General features: G+C 40.3%; 16 protein-coding genes. 9 read left to right on the forward strand and 7 right to left on the reverse strand.

What is annotated here, in order from left to right; genetic code table 11:
• Positions 1-65 precede the first annotated feature (65 nt).
• Positions 66-515, forward strand: coding sequence for a nuclear transport factor 2 family protein (locus BKM32_RS04360; RefSeq protein ID WP_076662689.1), 450 nt, complete (start codon positions 66-68; stop codon positions 513-515).
• A gap of 77 nt (positions 516-592) precedes the next feature.
• On the opposite strand, the gene BKM32_RS04365 is transcribed toward BKM32_RS04360, so the two are convergent.
• Positions 593-2641, reverse strand: a complete 2049-nt coding sequence (locus BKM32_RS04365; protein WP_083702081.1) for a M13 family metallopeptidase — start codon at positions 2639-2641, stop codon at positions 593-595.
• Positions 2642-2915: 274 nt separating this feature from the next.
• Between BKM32_RS04365 and BKM32_RS04370 the strand changes: the two genes are divergently transcribed.
• Positions 2916-3881, forward strand: coding sequence for a DUF4421 family protein (locus BKM32_RS04370; protein ID WP_253187403.1), 966 nt, complete (start codon positions 2916-2918; stop codon positions 3879-3881).
• A gap of 178 nt (positions 3882-4059) precedes the next feature.
• Entirely contained in the window at positions 4060-5223 is a 1164-nt protein-coding gene (locus BKM32_RS04375) for an adenylyltransferase/cytidyltransferase family protein (protein WP_076662691.1), read from the forward strand.
• A gap of 151 nt (positions 5224-5374) precedes the next feature.
• Here BKM32_RS04375 and BKM32_RS04380 read toward each other — a convergent pair whose 3' ends face one another.
• The 6 genes from BKM32_RS04380 to BKM32_RS04405 all read right to left on the reverse strand — a co-directional run bounded on the left by BKM32_RS04380 (position 5375) and on the right by BKM32_RS04405 (position 10059).
• A complete protein-coding gene (locus BKM32_RS04380; RefSeq protein WP_076662692.1) occupies positions 5375-5731 on the reverse strand; it encodes a VOC family protein in 357 nt (118 codons plus the stop codon).
• A gap of 57 nt (positions 5732-5788) precedes the next feature.
• Positions 5789-6424 (reverse strand): hypothetical protein, encoded by a 636-nt coding sequence (locus tag BKM32_RS04385; protein ID WP_076662693.1) that lies wholly within the window; start codon positions 6422-6424, stop codon positions 5789-5791.
• A 151-nt stretch (positions 6425-6575) separates the two neighbouring features.
• Positions 6576-7466: a TraB/GumN family protein gene (locus tag BKM32_RS04390; RefSeq protein WP_083702083.1), complete on the reverse strand. Its 891-nt coding sequence runs from the start codon at positions 7464-7466 to the stop codon at positions 6576-6578.
• Positions 7467-7686: 220 nt separating this feature from the next.
• Positions 7687-8373, reverse strand: coding sequence for a hypothetical protein (locus tag BKM32_RS04395; RefSeq protein WP_123812056.1), 687 nt, complete (start codon positions 8371-8373; stop codon positions 7687-7689).
• Between the two features lie 85 nt (positions 8374-8458).
• A complete protein-coding gene (gene fucP / locus BKM32_RS04400; protein ID WP_076662696.1) occupies positions 8459-9718 on the reverse strand; it encodes an L-fucose:H+ symporter permease in 1260 nt (419 codons plus the stop codon).
• Between the two features lie 5 nt (positions 9719-9723).
• Entirely contained in the window at positions 9724-10059 is a 336-nt protein-coding gene (locus BKM32_RS04405; protein WP_076662697.1) for an L-rhamnose mutarotase, read from the reverse strand.
• Positions 10060-10354: 295 nt separating this feature from the next.
• Between BKM32_RS04405 and BKM32_RS04410 the strand changes: the two genes are divergently transcribed.
• From BKM32_RS04410 to BKM32_RS04440, 6 genes are all read left to right on the forward strand, one after another.
• Positions 10355-11932: an AraC family transcriptional regulator gene (locus BKM32_RS04410; RefSeq protein ID WP_076662698.1), complete on the forward strand. Its 1578-nt coding sequence runs from the start codon at positions 10355-10357 to the stop codon at positions 11930-11932.
• Between the two features lie 3 nt (positions 11933-11935).
• Positions 11936-13084 carry a tetratricopeptide repeat protein gene (locus BKM32_RS04415; protein WP_083702084.1) on the forward strand — a complete coding sequence of 383 codons (1149 nt, stop codon included), beginning with the start codon at positions 11936-11938 and terminating at the stop codon, positions 13082-13084.
• Positions 13085-13248: 164 nt separating this feature from the next.
• Entirely contained in the window at positions 13249-20088 is a 6840-nt protein-coding gene (locus tag BKM32_RS04425) for a choice-of-anchor J domain-containing protein (protein WP_076662701.1), read from the forward strand.
• A gap of 70 nt (positions 20089-20158) precedes the next feature.
• Positions 20159-21094, forward strand: coding sequence for a type IX secretion system membrane protein PorP/SprF (locus tag BKM32_RS04430; RefSeq protein ID WP_053976623.1), 936 nt, complete (start codon positions 20159-20161; stop codon positions 21092-21094).
• A 20-nt stretch (positions 21095-21114) separates the two neighbouring features.
• Entirely contained in the window at positions 21115-22983 is a 1869-nt protein-coding gene (locus tag BKM32_RS04435) for an OmpA family protein (protein ID WP_076662702.1), read from the forward strand.
• A gap of 134 nt (positions 22984-23117) precedes the next feature.
• Complete coding sequence (locus tag BKM32_RS04440; protein WP_171971844.1) at positions 23118-26495, forward strand: T9SS type B sorting domain-containing protein; 3378 nt, start codon at positions 23118-23120, stop codon at positions 26493-26495.
• Positions 26496-26500: the final 5 nt, after the last annotated feature.

The raw sequence follows: 26500 nt of genomic DNA on the forward strand, positions 1-26500 counted from the left end.
TGTTAAGTAAATTCATACATTTTTACTATCTTGGTTTATTGCATGGTATAAACAAACCCAAACCTATGAAACACCTTGTATTCTTATTTGGATGGACCCTTTGTTCTGCATTTGCAGTTCAAGCGCAAAATGATTTGGATGTAGTGAAAAGGGAGATTGAAAGCCTAAGCCTAATAGAGCAACAGGCTTTTAAGGAGGGTGATTGTGAAACCGTGATGTCCCTGATGGATGCCGATATTACGTTTTATGCCAATGGCAACCCCTCGCCTCCAAAAAGTATGATTGCTACTTTCTGCGAAAAGATTCCACGTCCCTTTCCGGAGCCTTCAAGTGAGTCTCTCACGGTGTATCCTTTGACTACCGACAGTGCCTATGTTGTAAGGATTCTTGCATACGATAAGAATGAACAGGTGAAGATTAAAGAAGTGGTCACTAAAATTTGGAAGAAGTTAAATGGCAAATGGAAAATTGTGCATTTGCAATCTACGGTAAAGGAATTTCCGAAGAGTAAATAAGAGTTCAATATAGATAGAAAATTCAAGCTCCTATTCAATGTAAAATAGGAGCTTGAATGCTTAAAATTAAAAATCGTCTACCAAATTTTAACCCGCTCTTCGGGGGCTAGGTATAAAGAATCGGTAGGTTGTACGTTGAATGCTGTGTAAAACTCAGGGACATTTCTAACGATGCCATTAACACGATAATTGGCAGGAGAGTGGGGGTCTGTATTTATAAGCGTACGTAAAGCTTCATCCCTCATTTTGTTTCTCCAGGACTGTGCATAGCCAATAAACACACGTTGATTTCCAGTAAAGCCATCCAATACAGGGGCTTCTTTACCATCTAAAGAGATATGATACGCCTTAAGGGCAATGGATAGACCACCTAGATCACCAATGTTTTCGCCTAGGGTGAATTCTCCATTGACAAATACATCTGGTAGGGCTTCAAAGGTGTTGTATTGGGCCACCAAGTTTGCAGTACGCTTTTTAAACTCTTCCTTGTCTTGATCGGTCCACCAATTACGCATGACCCCATCCCCGTCGAAGGTGCTTCCCATGTCGTCAAAACCATGTCCTATTTCGTGGCCAATAACCGCACCGATGGCACCGTAGTTGACTGCATCTTCCGCTTCCATGTCAAAATAGGGAGGTTGCAAGATGGCAGCAGGAAAGACGATTTCATTAAGCGTTGGGTTGTAATAGGCGTTCACCGTTTGTGGGGTCATGTTCCATTCGGTTTTGTCTATGGGCTGCCCCAATTTGGCTAATTCCCTGTTGTATTCCATAAGGGCGGCACGATGTAAATTGCCGAAGAGATCGTCTGCTTTGATCTCGATATCATAGGTTTTCCATTTGTCTGGGTAGCCGATTTTTGGTCTGAACTTACTCAATTTATCCAAGGCCTCTTTTTTTGTGTCGGGGCTCATCCAATCCAATTCGGTAATGCTTTCTTTGTAGGCTTTGAGGAGATTGGCAACCAAGGTTTCCATTTTTTCTTTGGCCTCGGGCGAAAAATGTTTTTTCACAAACACTTTACCAACTACTTCTCCAATGGTATTGTTTACGGTTGAGACGCCTCTTCGCCATAAAGGACGTTGTTTAGGGGTGCCGTGTAATTCCCTGCTGTAAAAGGCGAAGTTTTGTTTATCCAGGGCTTCGTTCAAACGAGAGGCATTGCGATTGATAATGCCCCATTTTAAATAGGTTTTCCAAGTATCGAGACTGGTTGAGGTGATAATGTGGTCTAGGGCCTTTGTGTAATCCAGCATGAGCACTCCCAAATTTTTTTCATTTTGGATGCCGGCCTCCTCCAAATACCCAGACCAATTGAAATTGGGCATGATGTTGGCTAAAGTGTCCATGGGGAACATGTTGTATAAATTTACCAAGTCTCTGGTTTTTTCCTTTTCCATGTGTTTGGTGGCTAGTTTGGTTTCCAGGGCCATGATAGCCTCCGAAGCTTCTTTTCCATTAGGCAAGTCTGCCAGCTCAAACATTTTGGAGATATGTGCTACATATTTGGTACGGATGTCTTTGGAGCGCGGATCGTTGTTGAGGTAGTATTCTCGGTCAGGCAAGCCTAACCCTGATTGCCACGTATAGGCCGTATAAATGGTAGGGTTTTTCAAGTCTTGGTATACAAAAAGCCCTAAAGGAACGCTTATGCCAAATTTATTGGCGTAGGCAAAATAGGTGGCCAGTTCATCATAGTTGGTGATGGCGTCTACTTTATCAAATTCGCTTTGCAGCGGAGTAACGCCCAAATTGTTTCGGGTGTCCATATCCATGTAGGATTTGTAGAGGTCGCCTACTTTTTGTTCGTCAGATCCTAGAGTAAATCCATTATTTGCCGATTCTTCAATGATGGTCTTAACATTTTCTTCAGCTTCTTCATGGACAATATAACCAATGCCATAAGAGGATTTATCGGCGGGAATTTCGGTGTTTTTGATCCACTTTCCATTGACATAGGCCATAAAGTCATCCCCAGGTTTTACTGAGGTGTCCATATATTCCTTGAGGACTCCTGATTTTAGGGGCTCCGTTTCTGAAGCAGTTTCTTTGACGTCGGTTTTGCAATTGGTCATCAATAGCAGGGTGCCTAGGATTGCTATTGAAAGGTTGATTTTTGATTTCATAAGTCGCATTTTAGGTTGGACATTTTTTTTAAGAAACCAAACAATGTAGTGTTTTGTAGTTCAGGAGGTTAAATATAAGGCTATTTTTGGGATGGTAATCATCTGGGTGTTGTTAAATGGGTGAAGTTGCTTTGATTGGTTGATATGGATGAAAGGGAGACTAGGAAAAGGAGCTAAATCATGCCGCTAGATATTCCAAAGGAATATTAGCTCTTGTATGCGTGCTTGCGTTATGCTACCTTTGGAAACACACCTAATAATTGATCCTATACCCTTGAGACGACGCTTTTTTCTACTTGTTGTTGTATTGTTGTCCTTTGCCATTCATGCGCAAGGGCAAAGAACTAAATTCCGTAAAGCGATAGACTCCTTGTTTATAGACCACAATCCTGAAAACTATTCCCTTCGCTTGTTTTCCAACTATAAGGTGAAGCGTTTTAAGATTTCCAATGAAGATTTTAAGACTAGGTACGTTCCTAAAAACCGTTATGGGGTTGGGGTTGGGGTGGCCAATAGCAAGGTGTTGTTGGATCTGGCCATTAATATTAAAAATGGCAAGGAAGAGGTAACCAACCGCTTTGATGCCCAAGGTACCATCATTTTTAAAAAACGGAATTACATCAATGCTTACTTGCAGATTTATAACGGTTATAATGTAAAAAACAGTTTTGGAGAGCCTAAAGAATTTCGGTTTGATATCAAATCTAGAACGGTTGGATTCAATCATCTCTACACCTTTACGGATATTGAGTTTTCTTATTCCTTATTGAAAGCAGGATTGCCTACACGAAACAAAGATGTGTATATCACTGGTGGAATCGGTTCTTTTGTGATGTTCGATTATTTTGATTCGGATGGTTCTATTTTTCCAGAAAGTGTAGGGTTGTATTATGAAGATGTACAGGGAGTAAAGCGCTATAGCGGGCGTGCCCTGGGGTTTTTGGCAGGGGTGATGAGCGCTTTTGTACTTCCTGATAATATGATTGCCACCTGTAATTTAATGCCTGGGATTGCCCTAATGAACAATAGGGTGACTTTGGAAGACGGTAGCCGTAGTGGTTCTATGCCTATGTTGTATAAATTGGATGCTAGTGTGGCATTAAGCTATAATGTGAAGCGCTTTTACATCAACTTGATGTATGAAACGGGTATTTATGCCAATTCCTTGGATTTTGGTCATAACTATAAGTTCAACCTTTCTATGGCGAAATTGTCATTTGGTTATAAATTGAATATGTAGCGGCTTTTCTTTAGGTGGTTTGTCTTGAAATAGTTAAGGGTTTCTCAAAGTCTGGGGTTTCTTAGATAGATCAAACGTACCCTAAAACACTACTTGTCTGGCTTGCCAAACTGCCCTAAATAAAATAACTTGCCAGCTCTTAACACCAAAATTCAAAACCCTATAAGGGACTAGACCTATGAGTGCAACTAATAATAAAAAGGTATTTGTATCGGGATGTTTCGATATGCTGCATAGCGGGCATATTGCATTTTTTAAGGAAGCCGCTTCTTTTGGCGATTTGTATGTGGGCATTGGCTCGGACAGTACTATCCAAGAGTTAAAGGGGCGCCATACCATCAATTCGGAGCAGGAGCGTCTGTATATGATCAATGCCGTAAAATATGTGAAGGAAGCCTTTGTGAACTCAGGGTCTGGGATGATGGATTTTGAAAAGGATCTTAGGCAGTTGCAGCCCGATTTTTTTGTGGTGAATGAAGACGGCTTTTCGCCAGCCAAGGAAGAACTGTGCAACGAGCTGAATATAGAGCTTCATGTGTTACGCCGTACTCCCGATGCAGGTTTGCCTGAACGCTCTACCACGGCTATCCGAACCAATGGACACTGTTCCTTGCCATACCGAATTGATTTGGCGGGTACTTGGATAGACCAGCCCTACGTGTCCAAATATCACCCTGGTTGGGCCTTGACGGTATCTTTGGAACCTATTGTAGAGTATAACGAGCGCTGCGGGATGTCTACCTCTACGCGTAATGCCGCCAAAAAGATATGGCCTTATTATTTGCCTTTGGAGAAGCCTGAAAAGCTGGCGGAAATTCTGTTTAAGTTTGAAAATACGCCGGGGTCTACCCTTATTTCCGGTGCGCAGGATGCTATAGGGATTTGTATGCCCGGTTTGGTTAGGCATTATTATGACAACGCTTATTGGCCTCTTAAGTTTGAATCCATTCACGATGAAGCAACGTTGTCTTGGTTGGAAGAACACATCTATATGGTGCTGCTTTGGCCAAGGGAAAAGGATCTCGATTTGCTGAATGAGACCTACATAGACGAAACCAATGTAAAGGCCCTATCAGAGGCTGCCGATGAAGTTTGGGAGGCTATCAAACAACGCGACCTGAAGGCCTTTGCCGAAGGGTTCTTAAAATCCTTTAATGCGCAGACGACTATGTTCCCTGCCATGGTAAATGAACGGGTGAACAAGGAAATTGCCAAATACAAAGACAAAGCCCTTGCTTGGAAACTTGCCGGTGCCGGGGGCGGTGGTTACCTGATCTTGGTGTCTGAAACTCCTATAGAAGATACCATGCGTATTAATATTAGAAGAAAGGCGTCGCTTTAAGATTGCATTTCGGTTAAACACCTTTGTTGGTGCACATCCCCCTTAATCCCCCTTCAAAGGGGGAATGTGCTCTTGAAATGTTCGGTTCTTTAAAGCCTGTATAGCACATATAATTTATTGGGCAACATGTTGCGGCTCCCTTCCAAAAGCATTACAGAGTTTCCCCAAAGGTCAACAGGTTGTTGTCAGGGTCTAACAGGGCAAACTCACGCTGTCCCCAAGGTTTGGTCATCAATGGGCCGTTGGGGTGTATGGGTAAGCCCTTGGCTAGCCAGGTTTGGTAAAGCGTATCAATTTGGGTGGTGCGAATGTACACCTGCCCATAGTTGTGTGCGGGGTCCAAATCTTTAAACTCAAAGAAGTGCAAGTGTATCTGGTCCTTTTCCAACATCAGGTAGCCTTCATAGTCTTGGGCTCCAAATTCCTTAAAGCCCAGTAGGCCTATATAAAAAGCCTTGGTTACGGACTTATTCCGCATGGGCAATTTTGGGTGTATGGCGGTGAGCATAGCGTAGTTGTATTTAAAGTTCTCTGTTTAAATAAGGGTTGTAAGTTAAATTGATACTTATTCTATAATCAAACGAAAATTTATGGGAGTTACTTTTTTTAGTTTTTCTACATAATATAGTTTTCCATCATTGTTGTAAACTTGCTTTTCTATAATTAAGCCTTGGGGCATGTTTTTATGAAGTCTCCAAATGTTTAAAATAGTAGGCTCTGCTAAAAAAGGTTGCATTGGAGTGCTTGTGTCGATGACGTATATATGACATGCGAGTTTGTTTTTGTTAGCTTTTTTTGCATTAGTCATTTTAAAAATGACTCTTGAGCAGTTTTTGTTGTTGATAATAGTATCGTTTAACGTTTCAATTACATATTTTTTTGCTTTTTTTTCATAGATGTTGTCGAATGGGTTTGTGAAGTTTTTAGGTATTACTAGCGAATTTAATTTTTTGTAATTGCGATCCAAGGTTGCGAGAGCGGTTAGTTTATCTTGATCTCGAAAATATAATTGATTTCTTTTATTTGAATCGTTACGGATATCTGCATAATAGCTATTATCACTGCTGTTTATGTAGTAATTCACGTTTTTAATTGAGTCTGAACGGTTGTTTTCTATTTCGTACTCTAAACGGTAATCAAAATTATAGTTTATTGAAGTTTGGAAACTAAGGATAAGTAAAAGGATAACTGCAATTTTCATAAATAACTATCAGTTTTTTCTTCTTATAAATATATAGGTAAGACTGTGAAATTCAATAAATTTTGCATTGAAACTTATGTGATTAATTGCGATACACTTTGATTTGTGATTTCCTCAGCTTTTAATAGGTGGGCAAGTGCAGGAGGAGCGCTTACTTTCGCAAAATAGGAGTTATGGAATAGCCAAGGTTTTGCAGTTGTACAATAAGGCCGCATTGGTACATTAAGTGGCTCAGTCCAACGGCAATAAAACAATTGTTGGTTTCCAAAAGCGGGGTGATTCTTGCAAGCCATGCCCTGTTTCTATCTGTGAGGATCAAACTGTTTTGGCAAGGTGTATGGAATTGGTAATCTATATCCATTTGGCGGTACCAATCGGTTTCTTGGCAGTTATTGGGGTTTTGGGTTTTTAGTTTGGCAATTATGTTGGCCAATCGTTTTTTGTGCACTTTTTTTGGCATGCCTTCTACATCTTTGTTGATAAGGGCAATTTGGGCCTCGGTGGTTTCCAGGCCTATTAGCTTAAGCTGGAGGTTTTGGGCTTTGGTGCCAATATAGTCGTCTAGGGATAGGTGTGTGTCTGTGCTGTCTTTGGTCTGGCACACTTGCTCTTTAAAATGCCTGTTTAGAAATACATAAAGTTCCGTAGGCGTCATTTTGTGGTAGTTGGTAGGGCTGTTGGCAAAAAGGGTATTTATAAAATTGAGGTCGTCTTTGCTTAAATAGGTGCTCCATGACGTGGTGGTGCTGCGTGCATTAATGATGTCTTGAGCTTCGTGCCTAGGAAGGTTCAGATTTTCCTTGATCAGTACATTGCAGGAGGCCAAGGCTTTATTGGCTGGTGGCAGCGAATCAAAAAACGATTTGCCAAAGGCGTGGTGTGTGCCAAACAGGTAAGATACTTGTTGGCTCTTTGGGTGGGAGACCTTAAAGAGGATGGTGGCTGTGTTAAGGGAGTCTCGATTTGGTTGTACTTGCCCTAATAGGCACCACGGTAATAGCATCAAACAAACAAAAAGCTGAATAGAGAAGGGGTGTTTCATGCAGTAAACCAAGTTGTTTTAACGAAATGTGTTTTGTTGATTCCTGTGACTGACTTCTAAGATAGATAAATATATGATAGGAACCGGCATTTTGAATGGAGTCTATGGCAGTAATCTTTTAGGTTCATTGGTTTTTAAAAGGACATCCCCCTTAGTCCCCCTTCGAAGGGGGAATGTTTTTATTGTCCCCTTCGGAGGGCCATATGGGAGTTCTCTTTCTTTAACTTTTAACGGTTGAAGGTGGGTTTTTATAAGGAAGCTCGGAAAGCTTAATAGTTCCTTCGCTACCTTTTTGCTTGATTTTCAGCCTTACTTTTTCGCCTGCTTTCATGCCCCAACTTTCCTGTAAATCGGTGTTGATTTTAATGAAAGTGACACTGGTATCGGTAGTGTTTTTGGCCAGTTCCTCTTCCATCCATAAAACGGCATCCTCGTAGCCACGTTTGCCTCCCAAAAATTTGGCCCAATAGCTCACGATATAGTAATCGGTATTTTCAAATTGTTTCCTTTGTACGGGTTGGTTGTTTAAATCGTAGGTCTGTGCCAATACCGAATCAAGTGTTAGGTTTTTATCGTTACAATGCGTAAAGGTTTCAGAAGAGGTCTTCAGGAACTGCCTAAATTGTTCGCCGCTACAGGTTGATTGCCCATTGTAGCATAATAGCTCGCCTTTGGAGTTGAAAATTTGATAGCCAGAGGAGAGGCCTTTGAGCATGCTTTGAAGAATGGCTGTAGTATCTGCCACAAGGATTAAAGAGTTGGTGGTTGGGTACTCGTGTTTCTGTTGAAAGGCTTTTATGGTTTCGGTGTTTTCAACCTTTGGGTCCTTGATAAGAAGGTTTACCATAGTAGTTTTACAGGAGAACAAACAAGTGCAAAGGGCAATAAGTACGAACGATTTTTTCATTTGGGTTGGTGTTTGAATTGACGGATACTAATATATGTAATTTTCTTACAAATAAAACAGAGCTAAAATACAATGCAGTAAGCGTTTAGGCTTTCTTCAATCCTCTGTAATACCAAGCGTATGCTCCAATCACTATAAAACAAATTAAAGGGATAAGGTAGGAATAGGCCGTTCCAAAAATATCAAGAAGCCCTCCTTGTGCGGGAGTTAATACTGCGCCACCCAAGATGGCCATGATAAGGCCAGAGGAGCCTACCTTGGTTTCGTCCTCGTCCAGCCCTTCGCAGCCCATCCCGAAAATGGTAGGGAACATCAAACTCATAAAGGCCGAGATTCCAATTAGCGAGGCCACACCTATAAGGCCACCAATAAAGATCACATTCAAGGTAAGGATGGTCGCGATAATTGCAGATACCAATAACAGGCTCTCCGGACGGAAACGTTGCATAAGAGCGGTAAAGATCCAACGGAACACCCCAAAGAGAATGAGGGCCATAGTATGGTACTGCAGTGCCATTTCCTGTGTTGTGGCCAGTTCTTCAGGGATGTAAAAGTTGGTGTAGGTCCACACTGAAATTTGTGCACCCACATAGAAAAATTGGGCAATCACGGCAAAGCGATAGTTCTTCTGCTTGAATAGTTTGATAAAAGTTTGACGCATACGGACTTTCTTGTCAGGGCTAGCCTCTTTTGGCATCTTGGTAGCGGCAATTAAAATCCACACCAATACCAATACGCCTGCCACGGAGAGGTAGGGGAAAATAACAATGTTAAGTGTTTCCTGAATTTGTGAGGCCTCTATCGAAATGTTGCCTTCGGCATCTAAAGGCATTTTAGCCATAATCATGATTTGGCACATCAGTACTCCAATTACTGAACCCATAGGGTTGAAGGATTGGGCAAGGTTCAAGCGCTTTGTGGCGGTGTCTTTAGGGCCTAAACTAAGCATGTAGGGGTTAGCATTGGTCTCTAAGATGCCAAGCCCACAGGCTAAAATGTAATAGGACAGGCAAAAGAACACAAACTCCTGCAACAAAGTAGAAGGGTATAGCAAAAAGCAGCCCGCTACATATAGTCCCAGGCCTACCAATACTCCAGTTTTATAAGAGTATTTGCGTGAGATAAGCGCACCTGGTATGGCCATACAGAAATACCCAAAGTAGAAGGTAAACTGTATGAGGGAGGCTTGGAAAGTGGTAAGGTTTCCAAATACGGCCTTAAAAACTCTTACTAGGGGATCGGTTAAATTGTTGGCAATACCCCAGCCCATAAAGCAAAGGGACAATAAAATAAAGGGTAATAAATATTTGGGCGCTACAACAGGCCCGTTGGCGGTGTTATTCATGTGAGTTAGCAATCGGTAAGTTTAAAAATTGGGGTCATTTCAAGCCATTTGTCTTCGCCATTGGTGAGGCGCTGTTGGTAGGCGTCCATAAGGAGTTCCCATTCCCGTTGTCCAGGCATTTCGGCTAGTTTAGCCATTTGGGCTTCCCAGTTGAAGCCATCGGGTACGGTTACGACCATGCACATACGGGTGTTCCATCGGAAAATTTGCATGTCCTCTATGCCAATGTTGCGTAGACCCGCAACTATTTCGGGTTTTATTTTTTGTGGGGAATGCCAATGTTCATATTCGGCAATAAGTTCTGGGTCAGGTTGTAAATCCAAGGTAAAACAATAGGTCATGGATGGCGTTATAATAATTGTCCGTAGTGCTTGTGCCGATAAAGATAGTATAAAATGAAAGTCATCTACAAAAAAGTGCTTTTTGAAAGGAATGGGTGAGGAGGGTGTATATTTTTATTTTTTGAAAAGTAGAAAAGGAAAACCTCAGTAACAATGGGCTGTGAAAAGCCTAGTGGCTTATGTAAGAATAATCATATTAGATAGTCGGTGTAAACAGATGGTAGAAATTATGTTTTTAAAGCTATATTTGTAGCGCACCTCAATTAATTAGGAACAGATCAGACTACGCAAGCCAATGAATTTGTGTTTTAAACGCCTTTATGCCATCACCTTTGCCCTTGGGCTTTCGTGGGGTGTTACGGAGGCTGCTGCTCTGTATGCCCAGGCCGATGATTTGCAGCTTAAGGCCAATGAATTGGTGTATTCCAACCCTGAGGAAGCCATTAAAATTGCCGAGGTCATCATAAAAAGTCATGAGAACGATGATGAGATTCAGGCACAAATGGGACTTCTTTTGGCCAAGTGTTATTGGGTAAAAGGCGAGTATAAACAAGCTGCCGACTGGCTGTTTAAGGCGAGTGCTCAAGTGCCAAAAAACAACTACAAGGATAGGGCGGCCATAGGCGTGTTTAAGGTGAAGTTACTACATGAATTGCAATTGCAAGGTGCCATTCCTACCTATAGCGAACATACCTCCAATTGGATTGATGAGGTCGCTTCGGAAACTACTAAGGATTCTTTAGGTTTTAGGTTGCAATTGGAACAGTTGGACTTGAAAGCTGCTGATGATAGGGCAAAAGTTTTAGGGCTTTTGGACCAAATGGAACTGGAATTTGGTGACTTCCTAAAGAGTTCACCTGCAGATTACATTGATTTTTATTTGGCCAAGGAGACGGCTTTGCAGCGTGGGGCAAATTATCAGGCGGCTTTGGCCGAAGTGAATAAGGCCCTGCAATTGATAGACCAATCCAACAGTAATAATTTATACAGTAAGGCGGTGGCCTTTATGGCAATGGGAACTTTGTACCACAAACAGGGAAATTTTAGAAAAAGTGAGGAAACCTTGTTTGTAGCTTTAAAGTTTGCCGAAATTTTGGATAACCGTTCTTTGTTGAAAGAAATCAATCAAGAATTGGGGTTCAATTACCTTTCGGCGGGTCAGAACAATCAGCACAAAGTTTATAATTACGAGTTTTTGTTGTTGAACAAGGAAGTGGAAATTAAGGAGCGTGAAGCGGTAAATACTATTTACAATTTAATAGGAAAGGAAAACGAGGGAGCCGTTGCGGCAACAAAGAACAAATTCACTGAATATATCTATTTGGCTATTGGGGGCTTTTTATTGGTGATAGGTATGGGTCTATTGGTGTTTTTGAGAAGTTACTATAAAAAACGACGTTTGGGAGAAATCATTCGGTATTTGGAAATCAACCATACCAATTTGGCCAAAATTAAACCTGCCAAACGCAAAGCGGCCAAAAAGTTGGTGATTCCAGAGGACACTGAAAAGGCAATTTTATCCAAATTGAAGAAGTTCCAGAATTCCCGAAAGTTCTTGAGTAAGGACATGTCTATAGCAGTATTGGCTGGTCAGTTTGAAACCAATACCAAATACCTGTCGGAAATTATCAATAAGCACTATAACGACAACTTCAATACTTTTATCAATAAGCTGCGCATTAACTATATTATTGAGAAGTTGAAGGAAGACCCTAACTATATCAATTATAAAATAAGTGTATTGGCAGAGGAGAGTGGCTTTTCATCGCACAGTAGTTTTGCTACGGTATTCAAGTCTATTGTGGGTATGCCTCCGGCAACCTATATCAATTTGTTAAGGGAAGAGCGTAACGAAGAATTAAGCAACAACTAGGTTATGGACATCAGGAAATGGCTTTTGGGTTTTTGTATGTTGGTCCTATTTGGGATGCTACAAGGTTATGCACAGAATGCTTTAAGTGATAAGGATCTGGAAGATTTGATTGCCTTAAAGACCAATCAGATTTATGAGGACCCCGAGAGTTGTATTGAATTTGGCTTAGAAGTTTATCAGGATGAAGCAAATAAAATAAATATTAGGATCAAAGCTTTGGCTTTGGTGTCTTCAGCTTATTCTTCCAAACGCGATTATCAAAAGGCCTTGGAGTATATCTCGATGGCAAACGAATTGATGGAACAGGTAAATGATCCACTATTAGCAATTGAGATTTTATCTAGGACGGGTATTCTGTACCAACAGATGAGTATCTATGATAAGTCTATAGAGTTTTTGGACAAAACCGAAAAGGCCTGTTTGGCCTATCCTGTGAGAGATTCGGTACGAACCTTTTTGGCTAAGACTTATATTGTAAAAGGATTTATCTATAGAGAAAACTTGAGTTGTGATATTGCCTTAAACTTTTTTGACAAGGGCATCAAGGAATATGAGGCAAAGGGGCTTTTTTACGAAACGAATTTGAGCATTGCCTACTACAATAAAGGGAATTGCTATACTACTTTGTCTCAATACGAAGAAGCAAAGGAGAGTTACAGACGATCTATCACTTTAGCTAGCGCTAAAGGAGCTAATAGTTTGGTGTCTTTTGCACAAAAGGGATTGGCGGAAGTCTATTTGCGAGAAGGAAAGTATCAAGAGGCTATCGATTTATTGCAAAATGCCCTCAACCAATCCAAAGATGTTGGCGACTTAGTATTGAACCAAGGTATTTACCAGGGACTTTTTGAAAACTATTTGGCTCTGGACGATTGGGAACAATACCAAGTTTACTACAACCATTTTTTAGCGACAAAAGATGAAATTGAGCTGTCCGAAAGGAATTCCATTAGTGATGCCATCCAAGAAAATGATCGTCTTAAAGATGCTCAAATTGACGCAATCCAATCCCATTTTTCATTAAATGTAAAGGCTATTTTGGTGACTGGATTTCTACTTCTGGTAGTCATTGTTTTTATGGAAATAAAGCAAAAATCCCGAATTAAAGCCCTCAAAAGGCAGGTTGAGAAACTTCAACAAAGGAAATCTTAACAATTCCTTAAGATTGGGTTGTTTTAAGGGTATTTTGTTGTTTGTCAATTGTTTGGTTGAGGTTTTGTCCTTTCGAATTTCAGTAAATATTAAAACCTATACTTATATATATGTTATATTTATGTATAGTTTTAGAGCAGAAATACTAACTGAAATTGCAAACGATGAAAAACAAGTTACAATCTAATGTAGCAAAGACCGCTTTCTTTTTGAAAAGAGATTTTTGTGTGGATGCTGATGCGTTCACAGGAATGTCCCTTTTGAAAGGAAAGCTAAAATTCCTATTTACGATAGGAGTGTTTGTCCTTTTTTCTATGAAAGGATTTTCACAATTAGCAAATGAATCATTTGAAAGCGGTGTGCCTGCAACATGGACACTTTTAGATAATGAAGTAGGTACTACCCAATGGGGGGCAACCTCAGATGGATATTTAGACAGTAATGCGGTGTCTGTAAATCCAAGTGCCGATAATATTGGGGATGGTAGTACTGCCGAATATTATTTGGTAACACCTAGGTTTACGGTCCCTACAAATGGTGAATTACATTTCTACACTAAGCAAGGAAGTGATGTTGATTATGGTACTACTTACCAAATTAGGGTGTCCACAGCTGAAGATCTAGATATTTATGGATTTAGTACTTCTGTGAAGACTTATTCGGAAACCAATTTAAATGAAGGTTCCCAGACAGAATATGAACATAAGGTAATAGACTTGTCTACTTTGGCTAATGCAGAGGTATACTTTGCTTTTGTAGCTGTCAATAATCAGAATGGCGCTGTGCCTACGGGAGACGAGTGGTTTATTGATGATGTTGCGGTCTTGCAAGGTTGTGATGAGATCCCGGCAGCTAATATTACTATGACTAATATTACTACCAATGAAGCCGAAGTAACTTGGACGCATCCTACTGCTTCCAATTTCAATGTGGAAATTGTTCCTGATGGTGCGCTTCCAAATGGTGTTGGTGTTCCTGTGAACGGGAACTCTTATACGTTTACTGACTTGGAATCTGATGTTATTTATAATGTATATGTACAAGCAATATGTGACAATGGTACAGTAAGTGAATGGGGCGGACCTGTGAGTTTTGAAACGGTAAAATCAGGATTGTCTTGTGACAGTGCCATTGTAATCCCTTCAGACTTAACCGAACCTTATATTGTTCAGGATAACTTGAGCAATTATGGGAATCCATTTGTTGTTAATGATACGCAGGGAAGTAACTGTGTGACTGGTGCGCCAGATACTTGGAATTTCTTGAAAGGAGACAAGTTGTTTATGTCTTACTCCCCAGAAGAAGATGGCTTGGTCTCTATTTTTCAAAGTGTTCCTAAGGAACAAATAGCTAGTGAAAACTGCTATAATAAAGGGTCTTCAGTCTTGATATATGAAAGCTGTGATGATGTTGGGGTAAGCTGTATGGCGGGTGCTTATACTGCTACAGGTCAGGAGGAAACTTCTATAGAAGGTTTCTTGGCAGAAGCAGGGAAAACTTATATAATAGTGGTGTCTTCCAATTTAGATCCTGGTGCAGGAATCTGTTTTACTTTTGAAATGAGAGCCTCTTCGTGTCCTGCTCCAACAGGAATTACCTATGAGGACTTAACAGCAACTAGTGTAGCCATGTCTTGGGAGAATATTGGTGGTTTTGCCAATTCTTGGGAATATGCCGTGGTGCCGACGGGAGATCCAGTGCCTACTACAGGGATTGTATCTACATCTACAAACACAGGGAACCTAATCGATACAGGACTTGTGGCTGGTACTACTTACGATTTTTATGTAAGATCTATTTGTGATGGAACTACTACAGGAGATTGGTCTAATCCATATACCTTTACAACGCAATGTGTAACCAATACATTGCCGTTTTTTGAGGATTTTACGGGAGCTAATTCAACCACTCCGGAGCCATGTTGGTTTAGTCTTAACTTGAATAAGGATAAAGCGCAATGGGGTTACCTTACGGGATACCCGACCCTTCCAACACTTGATACTCCAGGGAATAATAATGATATCTATTCCTCGCCACGAATGAGTTTTGATGCTTTGCCTAAGCGTTTGACCTATAAACATAGAGCTACCAATGGAACGTCTACGTATTCTATTAGGTTGTCTACAACAGGAATAGGGCCTAATAATTTTACCACTGAGATTTACCCAGAAACAGCTATTACAAATAGTAATTGGGAGACTGTGGTAATTGAGTTGCCTGTAATTGTAGAGGGAGAGGTTAATATTGCTTGGGTAGTAACACCTAACCCTGCGGAAAAGGCTACTAGATTATCCATTGATGATATTTTGGTGGAGACTATTCCTCAATGTCCAAATCCTTCTGCATTGGCTGTAGGCGCTATTCAAGATACGTCTGTAGAGTTGTCTTGGACGGCTGGTGAAAGTGAAACGGAATGGGAAGTGGTAGTGCAAGCACCTGGTGCTGGTGTGCCTACATTGCCTGGAGATGTTACTCAGCCAGGGGTAATCACTGATCAAAATCCTTATACGGCAGAAGATTTATTACCGGCAACGCGTTATGAATATTATGTAAGAGCCAATTGTGGCGATAAAGGTAACAGTGAATGGGTGGGACCATTAGCGTTTACGACGACTTGTGACACCTTTGTAATACCAGTACCGTATTTTGAAACTTTTAACGATGGTGATGCTGATAGTTATAAATTCTGTTGGTCTGTTGTTAATGCCAATGGCGATAATGCTCAATGGGCAACCTTGGCAGATAAAGCGGCTATTCAAACGTCTATCTTTGCGCCTCCATCTGCTTTTGATGATTGGTTTATATCGCCTGCTATCAACGTGAATACTGGTTTTAATAAATTGGAGTTTGATTATATGGCCTTGAAGAGTGCGGCATTTTCTGGAAACAGATTTGGAATGGAAGTCTTGATTTCTACAACAGACAATAATCCTGCTAGCTTTACAGTACTGGAGCCCTATTTTGAAATCACCAATACCGCTTTTGAAACAAAAACTATTAATTTTGAATCTAGTGGAACGGTATATATTGCCTTTAGAGTACCGCCAGCATTTGATGCAGAAAATGGTTTCTCTCATTTACATTTAGATAATGTAAGTATTGAAGCGGCAGAAAGATGTCCAAGACCTTCCAATTTAGCTGTAAGTAACATTACTGGTACGTCGGCACAGGTTACTTGGAACGCTGGAGCAGGAGAATCTGTTTGGAATGTTGCTGTGCAACCTTCAGGAACTGGTTTGCCAACTAATACTGCGGAAACGGTACGTGACGAATCAACTTATACCGCTACAGATCTAGAGCCAGGAACAACCTATGAAGCCTATGTACAGGCGTCTTGTGGAGATTCCAGTAGTGGATGGTTGGGGCCAATTACCTTTACAACTTCTTGTAATGCTATAGATACCCCATTTGTAGAAACCTTTAACTCAGATTCTACAACAAGACCTTGTTGGTCTACTATTGGTAGTGGTTGGGTAACCAATAGTACAAGAGCGCCTTATGAAGGAGATCAAACAGCGGCTGTAAATTCAGCATCACGTGCTAACTCTTGGTTAGTATCACCTACCCTTAATGTAAAACCAGGACAGCGTTTGCGTTTTTTCCATAGCGTATTGTTTCAAGGGTATAATGAGGTTTTAGAAATCTATATGTCTACAACGGGAGCAGATGCCAATTCATTACTTAATGGAACACTCATGTATGATTCCGATGTGGATGGTTTTGATGAGACCTTGCATTATCAAGAAATGGTTTTGGAGGTACCTGTTTCTGCGCCAGCAGCGGTTAATTTTGGATTTTATGTTCCAAATAATAATGTTACAAACCAATCAATTTTTGTGGATTATGTAATTGTTGAGGATATTCCTAGTTGTCCACAGCCATATAACGTGACTGTTAACCCTATTATTGATGAAGGTTTTACTATAGGATGGGATACTAGTGGCACTGAGACTTCATGGGAAATTGCGGTATTGCCTTATGGTGAACCTGCGCCAACAGGTGATGTAGATCCGGCCTATTCTTATATTGCGGATTCCAATCCATTTGATGTAACAGGCTTGATCCCAGCAAGTAAGTATGAAGTGTATGTGCGTGCTATTTGTAGCGATACCGATAAGAGTGAATGGTCAATTCCTGTTGAAGTGGTTACCATGTGCGATTTAAGCAATGTTTGTGAATACAAAATTACTGTAGATAAGCATCACGAATATTTCACCACTGCCAGTATCGATTTGTACCAAAATGGGGTGATGATACAAAGGATGATGTTTTACAATGGTGACAATGCTGCCCCAGAGTATACTGTCTTTTTATGTAACGGAGTAGAATACTCATTGTTTTTTGAAACTGTTGGTTATGAACCTACCCAATATGCAGAATACGAGATAACAATAAAGGATTATCAAGGGCAAGAAGTCGCTAATATCTTAGGACCTACACCTCGTGCGTTTTTCTATACAGGAGTGGCAGCATGTGGCGATGTGAGCTGTCCGCAGCCTACAGATTTAACGGCGAATGGTGCAGCAGAATTGTCATGGACGCCTGGTGGGGATGAAACCCAATGGGAAGTGGCGCTACAGCCTTTAGACAATAATACTCTTCCACAATCTGGAACTATTGTAAATACGCCTTCTTATGTGCCAACCGCAGATGATTTTGAGTTGGATAATGTAGGGACTTATGAGTATTTTGTAAGAGCCATTTGTGGAGAAGGAGATACTAGTAATTGGTCTGGTCCTTATGACTTTGCTATAGGAGACGATGTGTCTACAGCCGTAAGCATTCCTGTTAATTCCGGAGAAGATTGTGAAGAAGCGGTAGTAGATGTTAGTTTTAGAAATGCGACCTTATCTCCAGAAGTACTGTCTTGTGGTGAGACTCCAGTATCAGATATTTGGTTTGAATTTACCGCCGAATCTAGAGTACAGGTGTTTATGATTGATGGTTTTGAAGGGAATGAAGATTTGCATCACGGTTTTACAGATACAATTGAAGCTATCCCGCATATTACCATGACCATGTACAAGGAATTGGCCGATGGCAGTTTGGAAGAAATGGGCTGTACCTATGACAACCTTTTTGTAGCGAGCTATAGTACCGAGTTGGTGGTAGGCGACAATTATAAGTTGCGATTGAGTTTAACAGCGCCTGAAATTAGTACGCGTACCTTTAAATTATGCGCTACCACACCAGAAGATTTATGTGCCATGAATGCGCCTAATTTTGGATTTGAGTCACCGGCCATACCTCGTGCCTTCTCTGCTTGGACCAACTATGATCAGGCTTTGATACCAGGTTGGAGTATGAGTAGACCAAACGGAGAAGATGGTGATATTTTTTATCAAGGTTCTATTTTTAATTGGGCTGAGATTCTGCCGGCTGAAGGTGGACAGTTTATCATATTAGATCCAGAATATGGAGAGTATGATCCAAGAGATCCTAATATTACTGGGCTTTATAGAGATTTTGATACTTCAGAAATTACACAAATGTATTACAGTTTTGCAGCAGGTAAGTCTGGAGCCAATCAAGCTAGTGAGGTACAGTTGTTTGCCGGGCCTCCAGAAGGACCGTTTGTAAATATTCGTGAAGAAATGGCTAGACCAACGGTTTGGTCAACCTATACAGGGACTTATTTTGTGCCAGAAGGACAAACCACCACACGTTTTATTTTTAGGTCTAAGAATTCAGCAGCTGGTACAACGTTGGATGCACTTAATTTCGTAGCCAATAATGGGATTAATTCTTTGCAAACCGATTTACTGGATTGTACAGACCCAAGTATTCAAATGAGTGCAGAAGGGACTGGAACCTGGATATCTGAAGAGAATCCAGGACCAGTATTGTTCTCTGATGCTAGTTCTAGAGAGGTAACCGTTAGTGGATTTACAGTGCCGGGAACTTATACCTTCATTTGGAGAACCCGTTATTGTGATGATATGATAACTGTGGAGTACGATGGTATTCCAGATTACCCAGGAGTTGAGTCGCCATTTATGTACTGTGTAGGTGCCGTTGCAGAGCAATTAAGTGCTACAATTGATGGCCCTTATAGTTTGTTATGGTATACCGATGAAGTTGGCGGTACAGGTTCTACAGAAGCACCAACGCCAGATACCTCTGTAGCAGGAACTACGTCTTACTATGTTGGCTATTTGGATGCCAATGGTTGTGAAGGACCTCGTTCTGAAATTGTGGTGGAAGTAAATGAGATTGTAGACCCGACTACAGATTTCACCTATGAGGATGTGTACTGTCCAGATAGTGGATTGGTAATGCCAGTATTGTCTGAAGAATTCACTTTGGGTGGAAGTTTCAGCTCACAAGCAGGTTTGGATATCAATGCCGAGACAGGAGAAATCAATGTGGCAGCTAGTACGCCTGGTGAGTACACCATTACGTATGAAATTGTGGAAGATGCCGATATGTGTTTGTTGGGAGGTATGAGCACTTACACTATTACCATTCTAGAGAACTTGACTTCTGAAATTTCTGAAGACTGTATCGATGCTCACATTACGTTAACGGCAGCTCCAGTGAGTGATGCTTATAACCCAGATGAGGTTGATTATGTTTGGACAGATGCTAATGGAGAAGTAGTTGGGGATAACTCAAACATATTGGACGTCACTGAATATGCAATGAGCCATATGGATGCGACGGTACCAACCCAATTCACGGTAACAGTGACTCTTGGTGGATGTAGTACCGCAGCAGGCTATACGGTTGAAAAATTCTCTTGTGGAGAGATTCCTAAAGGAATTTCACCTGATGGAAATGGTAAAAATGATTGGTTTGACCTAACAGGTTTCCAAGTTGTGAAATTGAACATCTTTAACCGTTACGGTACAGAGGTATATAATTTCAGCGGAAACTATACTAAGGAATGGGGAGGTCAATCCAAGAATGGAGAGGAGTTGCCAACAGGTACTTACTTCTATAGCATTGAATACCGTGATGGAGCTAATGAAACTGGTTGGGTATATATCAACAGAGCAAAGTAACCCTAAATAAATTCAAGCTGTCTGCCTGAAAAACGGCAGATAGCTTCCAATTATAGCATAAACTACACAGATGAAAAAATTATATGTGACTTTGGCCTTTGCACTGCTTTTTATGGTAAGTGGTAAGGCCCAACAAGATCCGCAGTACACACAGTACATGTACAATATGAACGTGATTAACCCTGCCTATGCAGGTTCTAAAGATAATTTATCTATAGGGTTGTTGTACAGATCGCAATGGGTAGATATTGATGGTGCGCCTAAAACGGCTACATTTTCTATCCACAGCCCAGTAGGTGAAAAAGTAGGGATGGGATTATCTGTTATCTCGGATAAAATCGGACCAGTTGAAGAAAACAACGTGTACGCCGATTTCTCTTATACCTTAAATTTAGGTGGAGAACACCGTTTGGCTTTTGGTATGAAAGCTGGCGCAACCTTCCAAAATATTGGATTATGGAGTGATATTGGTAATGGATACGTTGTGGATGCTACTGATGAGGCCTTTAGCCAAAATACAAGTAATACCTATTTGAACATTGGTTCAGGATTTTTCTATTACACCGATAAATATTATGTGGCCCTTTCTGTGCCCAATATGTTAAAAAGCACCCACTTGGATGTGACCAACAATGGTCAGGAATACACATTTGGTTCAGAAGAATTACATTACTTCTTAACAGGGGGGTATGTGTTTGACCTTTCAGAAAATACTAAGTTCAAGCCTTCTTTTATGTTGAAATCGGCATTCAATGCGCCAACATCTTTGGATGTCTCTGCGAATGTTTTGTTCTTTGAGCGCTTTGAATTGGGAGCCTCTTACCGTTTGGATGATTCAGTTTCAGGATTGGTAAACTTTGCCATTACTCCAAATTTAAGAGTAGGGTATGCTTACGATGCCATCACTTCCGATTTAAGTGGAGGTACTTCAGGATCGCATGAAATTATGGTATTGTTCGACTTGAACTTTGCTAAGAAGGTGTCTGTTTCACCAAGATTTTTCTAACCACAAAAAGCCATTAAAAAATGAAAAAAATATACAGTCTTTTATGTTTGCTGATGTGTGTTGCAGCAAGCTACGGACAAAACGCCCAAACCGAAAAGGCCGACCAATTGTTTGAGAGCTACCAGTATATGGATGCTATCGATGCCTATTTAAAGTTGGTTGATAATAGAAGTGCCGATACCTATGTGTACAAGCAGTTGGGGGATTGTTACTACAATGTCTTCAATACCGAGGAAGCTGCTAAATGGTATGCTATGGCAACGCAAACAACACAGGACGCCGAAACCTATTACCGTTATGCTCAGACTCTAAAATCTCAAGGGAAATATGAAGAGGCTAATAAACAAATGGATGTATTTGCCAAACTGATGCCAGAAGATCAACGCGCTATTACCCACATGAAAAATCCAAACTATGTACCACGTTTGGCTGACCAATCAAAGTTGTTTGATGTGGAAAATGTGGATATTAACAACCAAGAGCAGAGTGATTTTGGTAGTGTGCTATCTAATGACAATACCTTGTATTTTGTGAGTTCTAGAGGGAGTAACAAAAAGGATAATTGGACAGATAGACCATATTTGGACATTTACCAGTCGGTTAGAAATGAGGACGGGACCTTATCTGAACCAGAAGAATTGAAAAGCTTAAATACACCGTTCCACGATGGGCCAATTACCTTAAGTGCCGATGGGAATACCATGATTTTTGCTCGTGATGGTTTGAGTACTGGAAACTATAAAAAAGTAAAGAAGAACAACGTAAAAGTTGGGCAACAAGGTTTGTACAGTGCTACTAAGCAAGATGGTAAGTGGGGAAACATTCAAGCCTTGCCATTCAACAGTACAGAGTATTCTGTAAGTCACCCTAGTTTAAGCGCTGATGGACAAACGTTATACTTCGCTTCTAACATGCCAGGTGGTTTTGGAGATACCGATATTTGGAAAGTAAGTGTAAATGGAGGTGTTTATGGTACTCCTGAAAACTTGGGAGCTAATGTTAACACTGCTGGTAAAGAAGGGTTCCCTTTCATCAGTGAAGACCATATTTTATACTTTGCATCTACAGGAAAACAAGGTTTGGGAGGTTTCGACATTTTTAAGGTAGACTTGAGCAAAAATGAAGATGCCATTAACTTGGGAAAGCCTGTAAATACTAAAAGCGATGATTTCTCTTTTAGTGTAAATACTAAGTATAATGTTGGCTATTTTTCTTCAAATAGAACAGGTGTAGACAATATTTATAAGGCTATTCCTGTTTGTATTGCTGAGGCTGTGGCCTTGGTGAAGGACGCTATTTCTGGCTCAGTATTGACAAATGCTTCAGTATCAATTTTGGACAGCCAAAATAACGTTATTGCGACAAAAGATAACGATGCTAGTGGTACAGCTGCTTTTAAAGTAGAATGTGAAACGGCTTACTATTTTAATGTGTCAAGACAAGGCTACAAAACAGCGAGTGCTCAAGTCTCACCAAGCAAAGGAGGGACTACCAACGTAACCGTAGTTTTGGAGCCAGAGCATGAATTGATTACAGAAACAGAGGTGAAGTTGAACAATATTTATTTTGAATTCGACAAGAGCAACATTACTCAACAAGGCGCCTTTGAATTGGATCGATTAGTGGCCGTTATGAAGGAATATCCAGAAATGGAAATCTTGGTGCGTTCACATACCGATACCAAAGGGAATCACGAGTACAACCAAAAACTATCTGAAAGACGTGCGCAAGCAACGGTGCAATATCTAATTTCTAAAGGCATTGCTAAGGATCGACTTTCGGCTAAGGGAATGGGAAGTTCAGAACCAAAAATAGACTGTAAGTCTAAGTGTACAAAAGAAGAGGATGCACAAAATAGACGCTCAGAATTCCTGATCGTTAAAAAGTAATTTCATTTTTTTATATACATTTGCCGACCAGCCAAAAACTTAAAAATAACTGTAAACAGCTAATAGTCAATTTGCAATTTTGAGATTGCAGGTTGACTATTGGAGTTTTAAATTATGTAATGAAGAAAGTTAATATGAGGAAATTTTTAATGTTTGGCCTTTTTATAATGTTCCTGTTCAGGCTTAGTGCACAAACAAATGTTGATGGATTGCCTAGTGATTGTGTAAACGCCATAACAATTTGCGGGAATGGAACTTTCAATTCCAATGCTGATGGCTATGGAGCTGAATGGGATTTGTATGGTTGTGGAAACCTTGAGCACAATTCTGTATGGTTAAAGTTTGATATTGTACAAGACGGAAACTTGGGGTTTATATTGACTCCAGATAATCCCTCTATTGATGAGGATTTTGATTTTTGGCTTTTTGGGCCAAATGTAAGCTGTGAGGAGATAAAAAGTAAAGACGCACAAGGTCAGGCAAATATTGATCCCCTACGTTGTTCTATGACCAATCCCGGTGAGTTGAACTTGACGTCTAACCTAACAGGAATGAATTCTACTTCTTTAGCAACACATTCCCCACCGAGCTCTGGAAATGGTTGGGTACGTGAGATAGGGGTTCAACCTGGTGAAAGTTATTATTTGATCATAGACCGTCCTTATGATGGGGGTGGGTTTTCAATAGAGTGGACAGGTACTGCTACAAGGGGTACTGGAGCATTTCCAGAATCGCCAGTAGCTAATGATATTGAAGATCAAGTTAACTGTTCTAATAATGGAACCGCTTTTTTTGATTTAGGACAAGTAGTAAGTGATATCAATTCTGATCCAAATAATACTGTTACATTTTATCACAGTTTGTCTGATGCTACTGATAGCATTAATGAAGTTCCTTCAGACCAATTATACTTTTCTACAGCGGCTACCACACAAATATATGCTAAGGTGACCAATGCATCAGGCTGTTATGATGTAACAGAATTCAATTTGTTGATATTACCACGCCCTGAGGCTAGTGTAGAAGTGAATAGTTTAGAAATCTGTTATGGAGAGGAGTCCATATTTAATTTTACGGGATCTCCAAATGCCATTGTAGCCTATAGTATAAATGGGGCGAAACCTCCTTATGAGGAAATTTTGTTGGACGAAACCGGTTCTGCAACTTTGAATATGACATTTACTGAGGATACAACTATAGATATGAAGTACGTTACATTTGCAGAAAGTAATGGCTGTACTAGATCTATTGCCGAAACAATCGAAATCAAGGTAAATCCAAATACAATCCCTACAGTTAATACTAATTCTCCAATATGTGAGGGAGAAATGGGGGAAATGACTTTTACTGGGGAAGCCAATGCAACCATAGTATATCATATAGGAAGTGGAGCTTCTGAAACCATAACCCTTGATGCTACTGGGAATTTCAATTTGCAATTTCCAGATTTAATGACTACAACAGAAGTTACTCTAGAATCTGTAACCAGTGCAATCTCTCCATTTTGTTCGTTGGACCTCGATAATGTGGTCGCTATTGAGGTAATGACCATACTAGAATTGGAAGATGAGTATCTAGTCTCCGAATGTGATACCGATGGAGATGGGGAATATACGTTTAACTTGTTGGATTATGAATCTGAAATTTTGGCCAATGCCGATAATCCATCTGATTATGTCGTGACTTATCATTTTACAGAGCAAGACGCTTTGGACAATACGGGAGTAATTCCTAACCCAAATGCCTTTACAGCAACGCCTAATCCCCAAACAGTAGTGGGAATAAGAGTGTCTACGGCAGGTTCGGCATGTGTAAATACGGCCGCCTTAGTTTTGGAAATAACCGTATTACCAGATCCTAGTACAACGGTTTTGTCGCCTATAGTACTATGTGATGAACAAACTCCTAATGACAGTCAAGAGCCTTTCGATTTAACACAATATGAAACTACCATTGCAAATGGGATTGCCAACTTAACCTTCTCCTATCATACTAGTCTAGCTGATGCCGAGTCTGGAGATAATGCTATTCCTAACGTTAGTAACTTTGTGTCTGGTTCGTCTACTGTATATGTGAGGGTAACTAGTGCTAATGCAGGAACAACAGAGTGTTATGCTGTATTCAGTTTTGATTTGGAAGTACAACCAATACCAACCATTGCAGAAGGTAGCATGACGGTTTGTAGTCCTGATGTAAGCGGATACTATGATTTTGATTTAGTGGCTGAAATTGATACTATATTGGGAACTGGTCAAAATTCATCGAATTTTACAGTAACTTTCTATGAAGATGCAACTGGGAACAATCAAATTACGGTAAACCCATATACGAACACTACAGAGTTCAATCAAACTATTTATGTGGAAATTGTTGCTAATGAAACTGGATGTTCTGAAATTTTTCCATATCAATTGAATGTGGAGGCCGCAGCTGTTGCCAACATGCCAGAGCCGATGATTGTTTGTGATTACGATGGAGAAAATGATGGGTATTCGACCTTTGATTTAACAAGTTTAAATGCAGAAGTTCTTAATGGTCAAAATCCTACTGATTTTTCTGTGAGTTATTACCTTTCTGCCGAGGATGCTGAAAATGGAGATAACCCTATTGAAGATCCTGCCGCTTACATAAATACCGTAGCTTATGGAGAAACTATTTATATAAGAGTTGAGAACAATAACATTCCTGACGAGTGTTATGATACTACTTCTTTTGAATATACCGTAGCACCTTTATTGAATCCTGAAATTTATTCTCAAGACGGAAATAATACGATTTGTGTGGATTATGAAACAGGAGAGGTATTGAATTCTGTGACCTTGGAAAGTGATTTACAAGACCCTAATTATGCTTATACATGGTATTTGAATGGAACTGTAATTGTAGGGGCTACTCAGGCAACTTATACAGTAGATACGGCGTCACCTGGGCAATATACTTTATCTATAGAGGAAATTGAATCAGAAACCAATTGTACTTCGGAACTCAGTCAAGAATTTGAAGTATTCCAATCCAGTCAAGCAGTATTGGTGAATGTGAGCCAATCAGGAGCATTCTCGTCCAGTCCAAGTATTATAGTGAAAGTAGAAGGGTATGGAGACTATTGGTTCCAGTTGGATGATGGGCCTATTGTGGATAATGGTGGGGTATTTACCAATGTAAGTGGTGGTTTGCATACGGTTTACGTATACGATATGAAAACAGAAACCTCTTGTGACCCATTGGTAATTGAGAATATTAGAATTATTGATTATCCTAAGATGTTTACGCCTAACAATGATGGGAACAATGATGTTTGGAATATTTTTGCATTAGATGACCATCCTGAGGCCGAAATTCTAATTTATGACCGCTATGGAAAGGTGTTGGCTCAAATTAAGCCTTCTGGAGCCGCATGGGATGGAACATTTAATGGAAAACCGTTGCCGTCCACAGATTATTGGTTTGTGTTGACCTATGAGGAATTGGGAGTGCCAAAGCAATTCCAAGCGCACTTCTCAATTAAAAGATAAATTAT

The organism is Mangrovimonas sp. DI 80 (genome assembly GCF_001975575.1).
Lineage (GTDB): Bacteria > Bacteroidota > Bacteroidia > Flavobacteriales > Flavobacteriaceae > Mangrovimonas_A > Mangrovimonas_A xylaniphaga.

Excerpts from the sequence above, each read along its gene's own strand:
- BKM32_RS04360 (WP_076662689.1), top strand. The coding sequence starts at position 66 with ATGAAACACCTTGTATTCTTATTTGGATGGACCCTTTGTTCTGCATTT.
- BKM32_RS04365 (WP_083702081.1), bottom strand. The coding sequence starts at position 2,641 with ATGAAATCAAAAATCAACCTTTCAATAGCAATCCTAGGCACCCTGCTA.
- BKM32_RS04375 (WP_076662691.1), top strand. The coding sequence starts at position 4,060 with ATGAGTGCAACTAATAATAAAAAGGTATTTGTATCGGGATGTTTCGAT.
- BKM32_RS04380 (WP_076662692.1), bottom strand. The coding sequence starts at position 5,731 with ATGCTCACCGCCATACACCCAAAATTGCCCATGCGGAATAAGTCCGTA.
- BKM32_RS04385 (WP_076662693.1), bottom strand. The coding sequence starts at position 6,424 with ATGAAAATTGCAGTTATCCTTTTACTTATCCTTAGTTTCCAAACTTCA.
- BKM32_RS04390 (WP_083702083.1), bottom strand. The coding sequence starts at position 7,466 with ATGAAACACCCCTTCTCTATTCAGCTTTTTGTTTGTTTGATGCTATTA.
- BKM32_RS04395 (WP_123812056.1), bottom strand. The coding sequence starts at position 8,373 with ATGAAAAAATCGTTCGTACTTATTGCCCTTTGCACTTGTTTGTTCTCC.
- fucP (WP_076662696.1), bottom strand. The coding sequence starts at position 9,718 with ATGAATAACACCGCCAACGGGCCTGTTGTAGCGCCCAAATATTTATTA.
- BKM32_RS04405 (WP_076662697.1), bottom strand. The coding sequence starts at position 10,059 with ATGACCTATTGTTTTACCTTGGATTTACAACCTGACCCAGAACTTATT.
- BKM32_RS04410 (WP_076662698.1), top strand. The coding sequence starts at position 10,355 with ATGAATTTGTGTTTTAAACGCCTTTATGCCATCACCTTTGCCCTTGGG.
- BKM32_RS04415 (WP_083702084.1), top strand. The coding sequence starts at position 11,936 with ATGGACATCAGGAAATGGCTTTTGGGTTTTTGTATGTTGGTCCTATTT.
- BKM32_RS04425 (WP_076662701.1), top strand. The coding sequence starts at position 13,249 with ATGAAAAACAAGTTACAATCTAATGTAGCAAAGACCGCTTTCTTTTTG.
- BKM32_RS04430 (WP_053976623.1), top strand. The coding sequence starts at position 20,159 with ATGAAAAAATTATATGTGACTTTGGCCTTTGCACTGCTTTTTATGGTA.
- BKM32_RS04435 (WP_076662702.1), top strand. The coding sequence starts at position 21,115 with ATGAAAAAAATATACAGTCTTTTATGTTTGCTGATGTGTGTTGCAGCA.
- BKM32_RS04440 (WP_171971844.1), top strand. The coding sequence starts at position 23,118 with ATGAGGAAATTTTTAATGTTTGGCCTTTTTATAATGTTCCTGTTCAGG.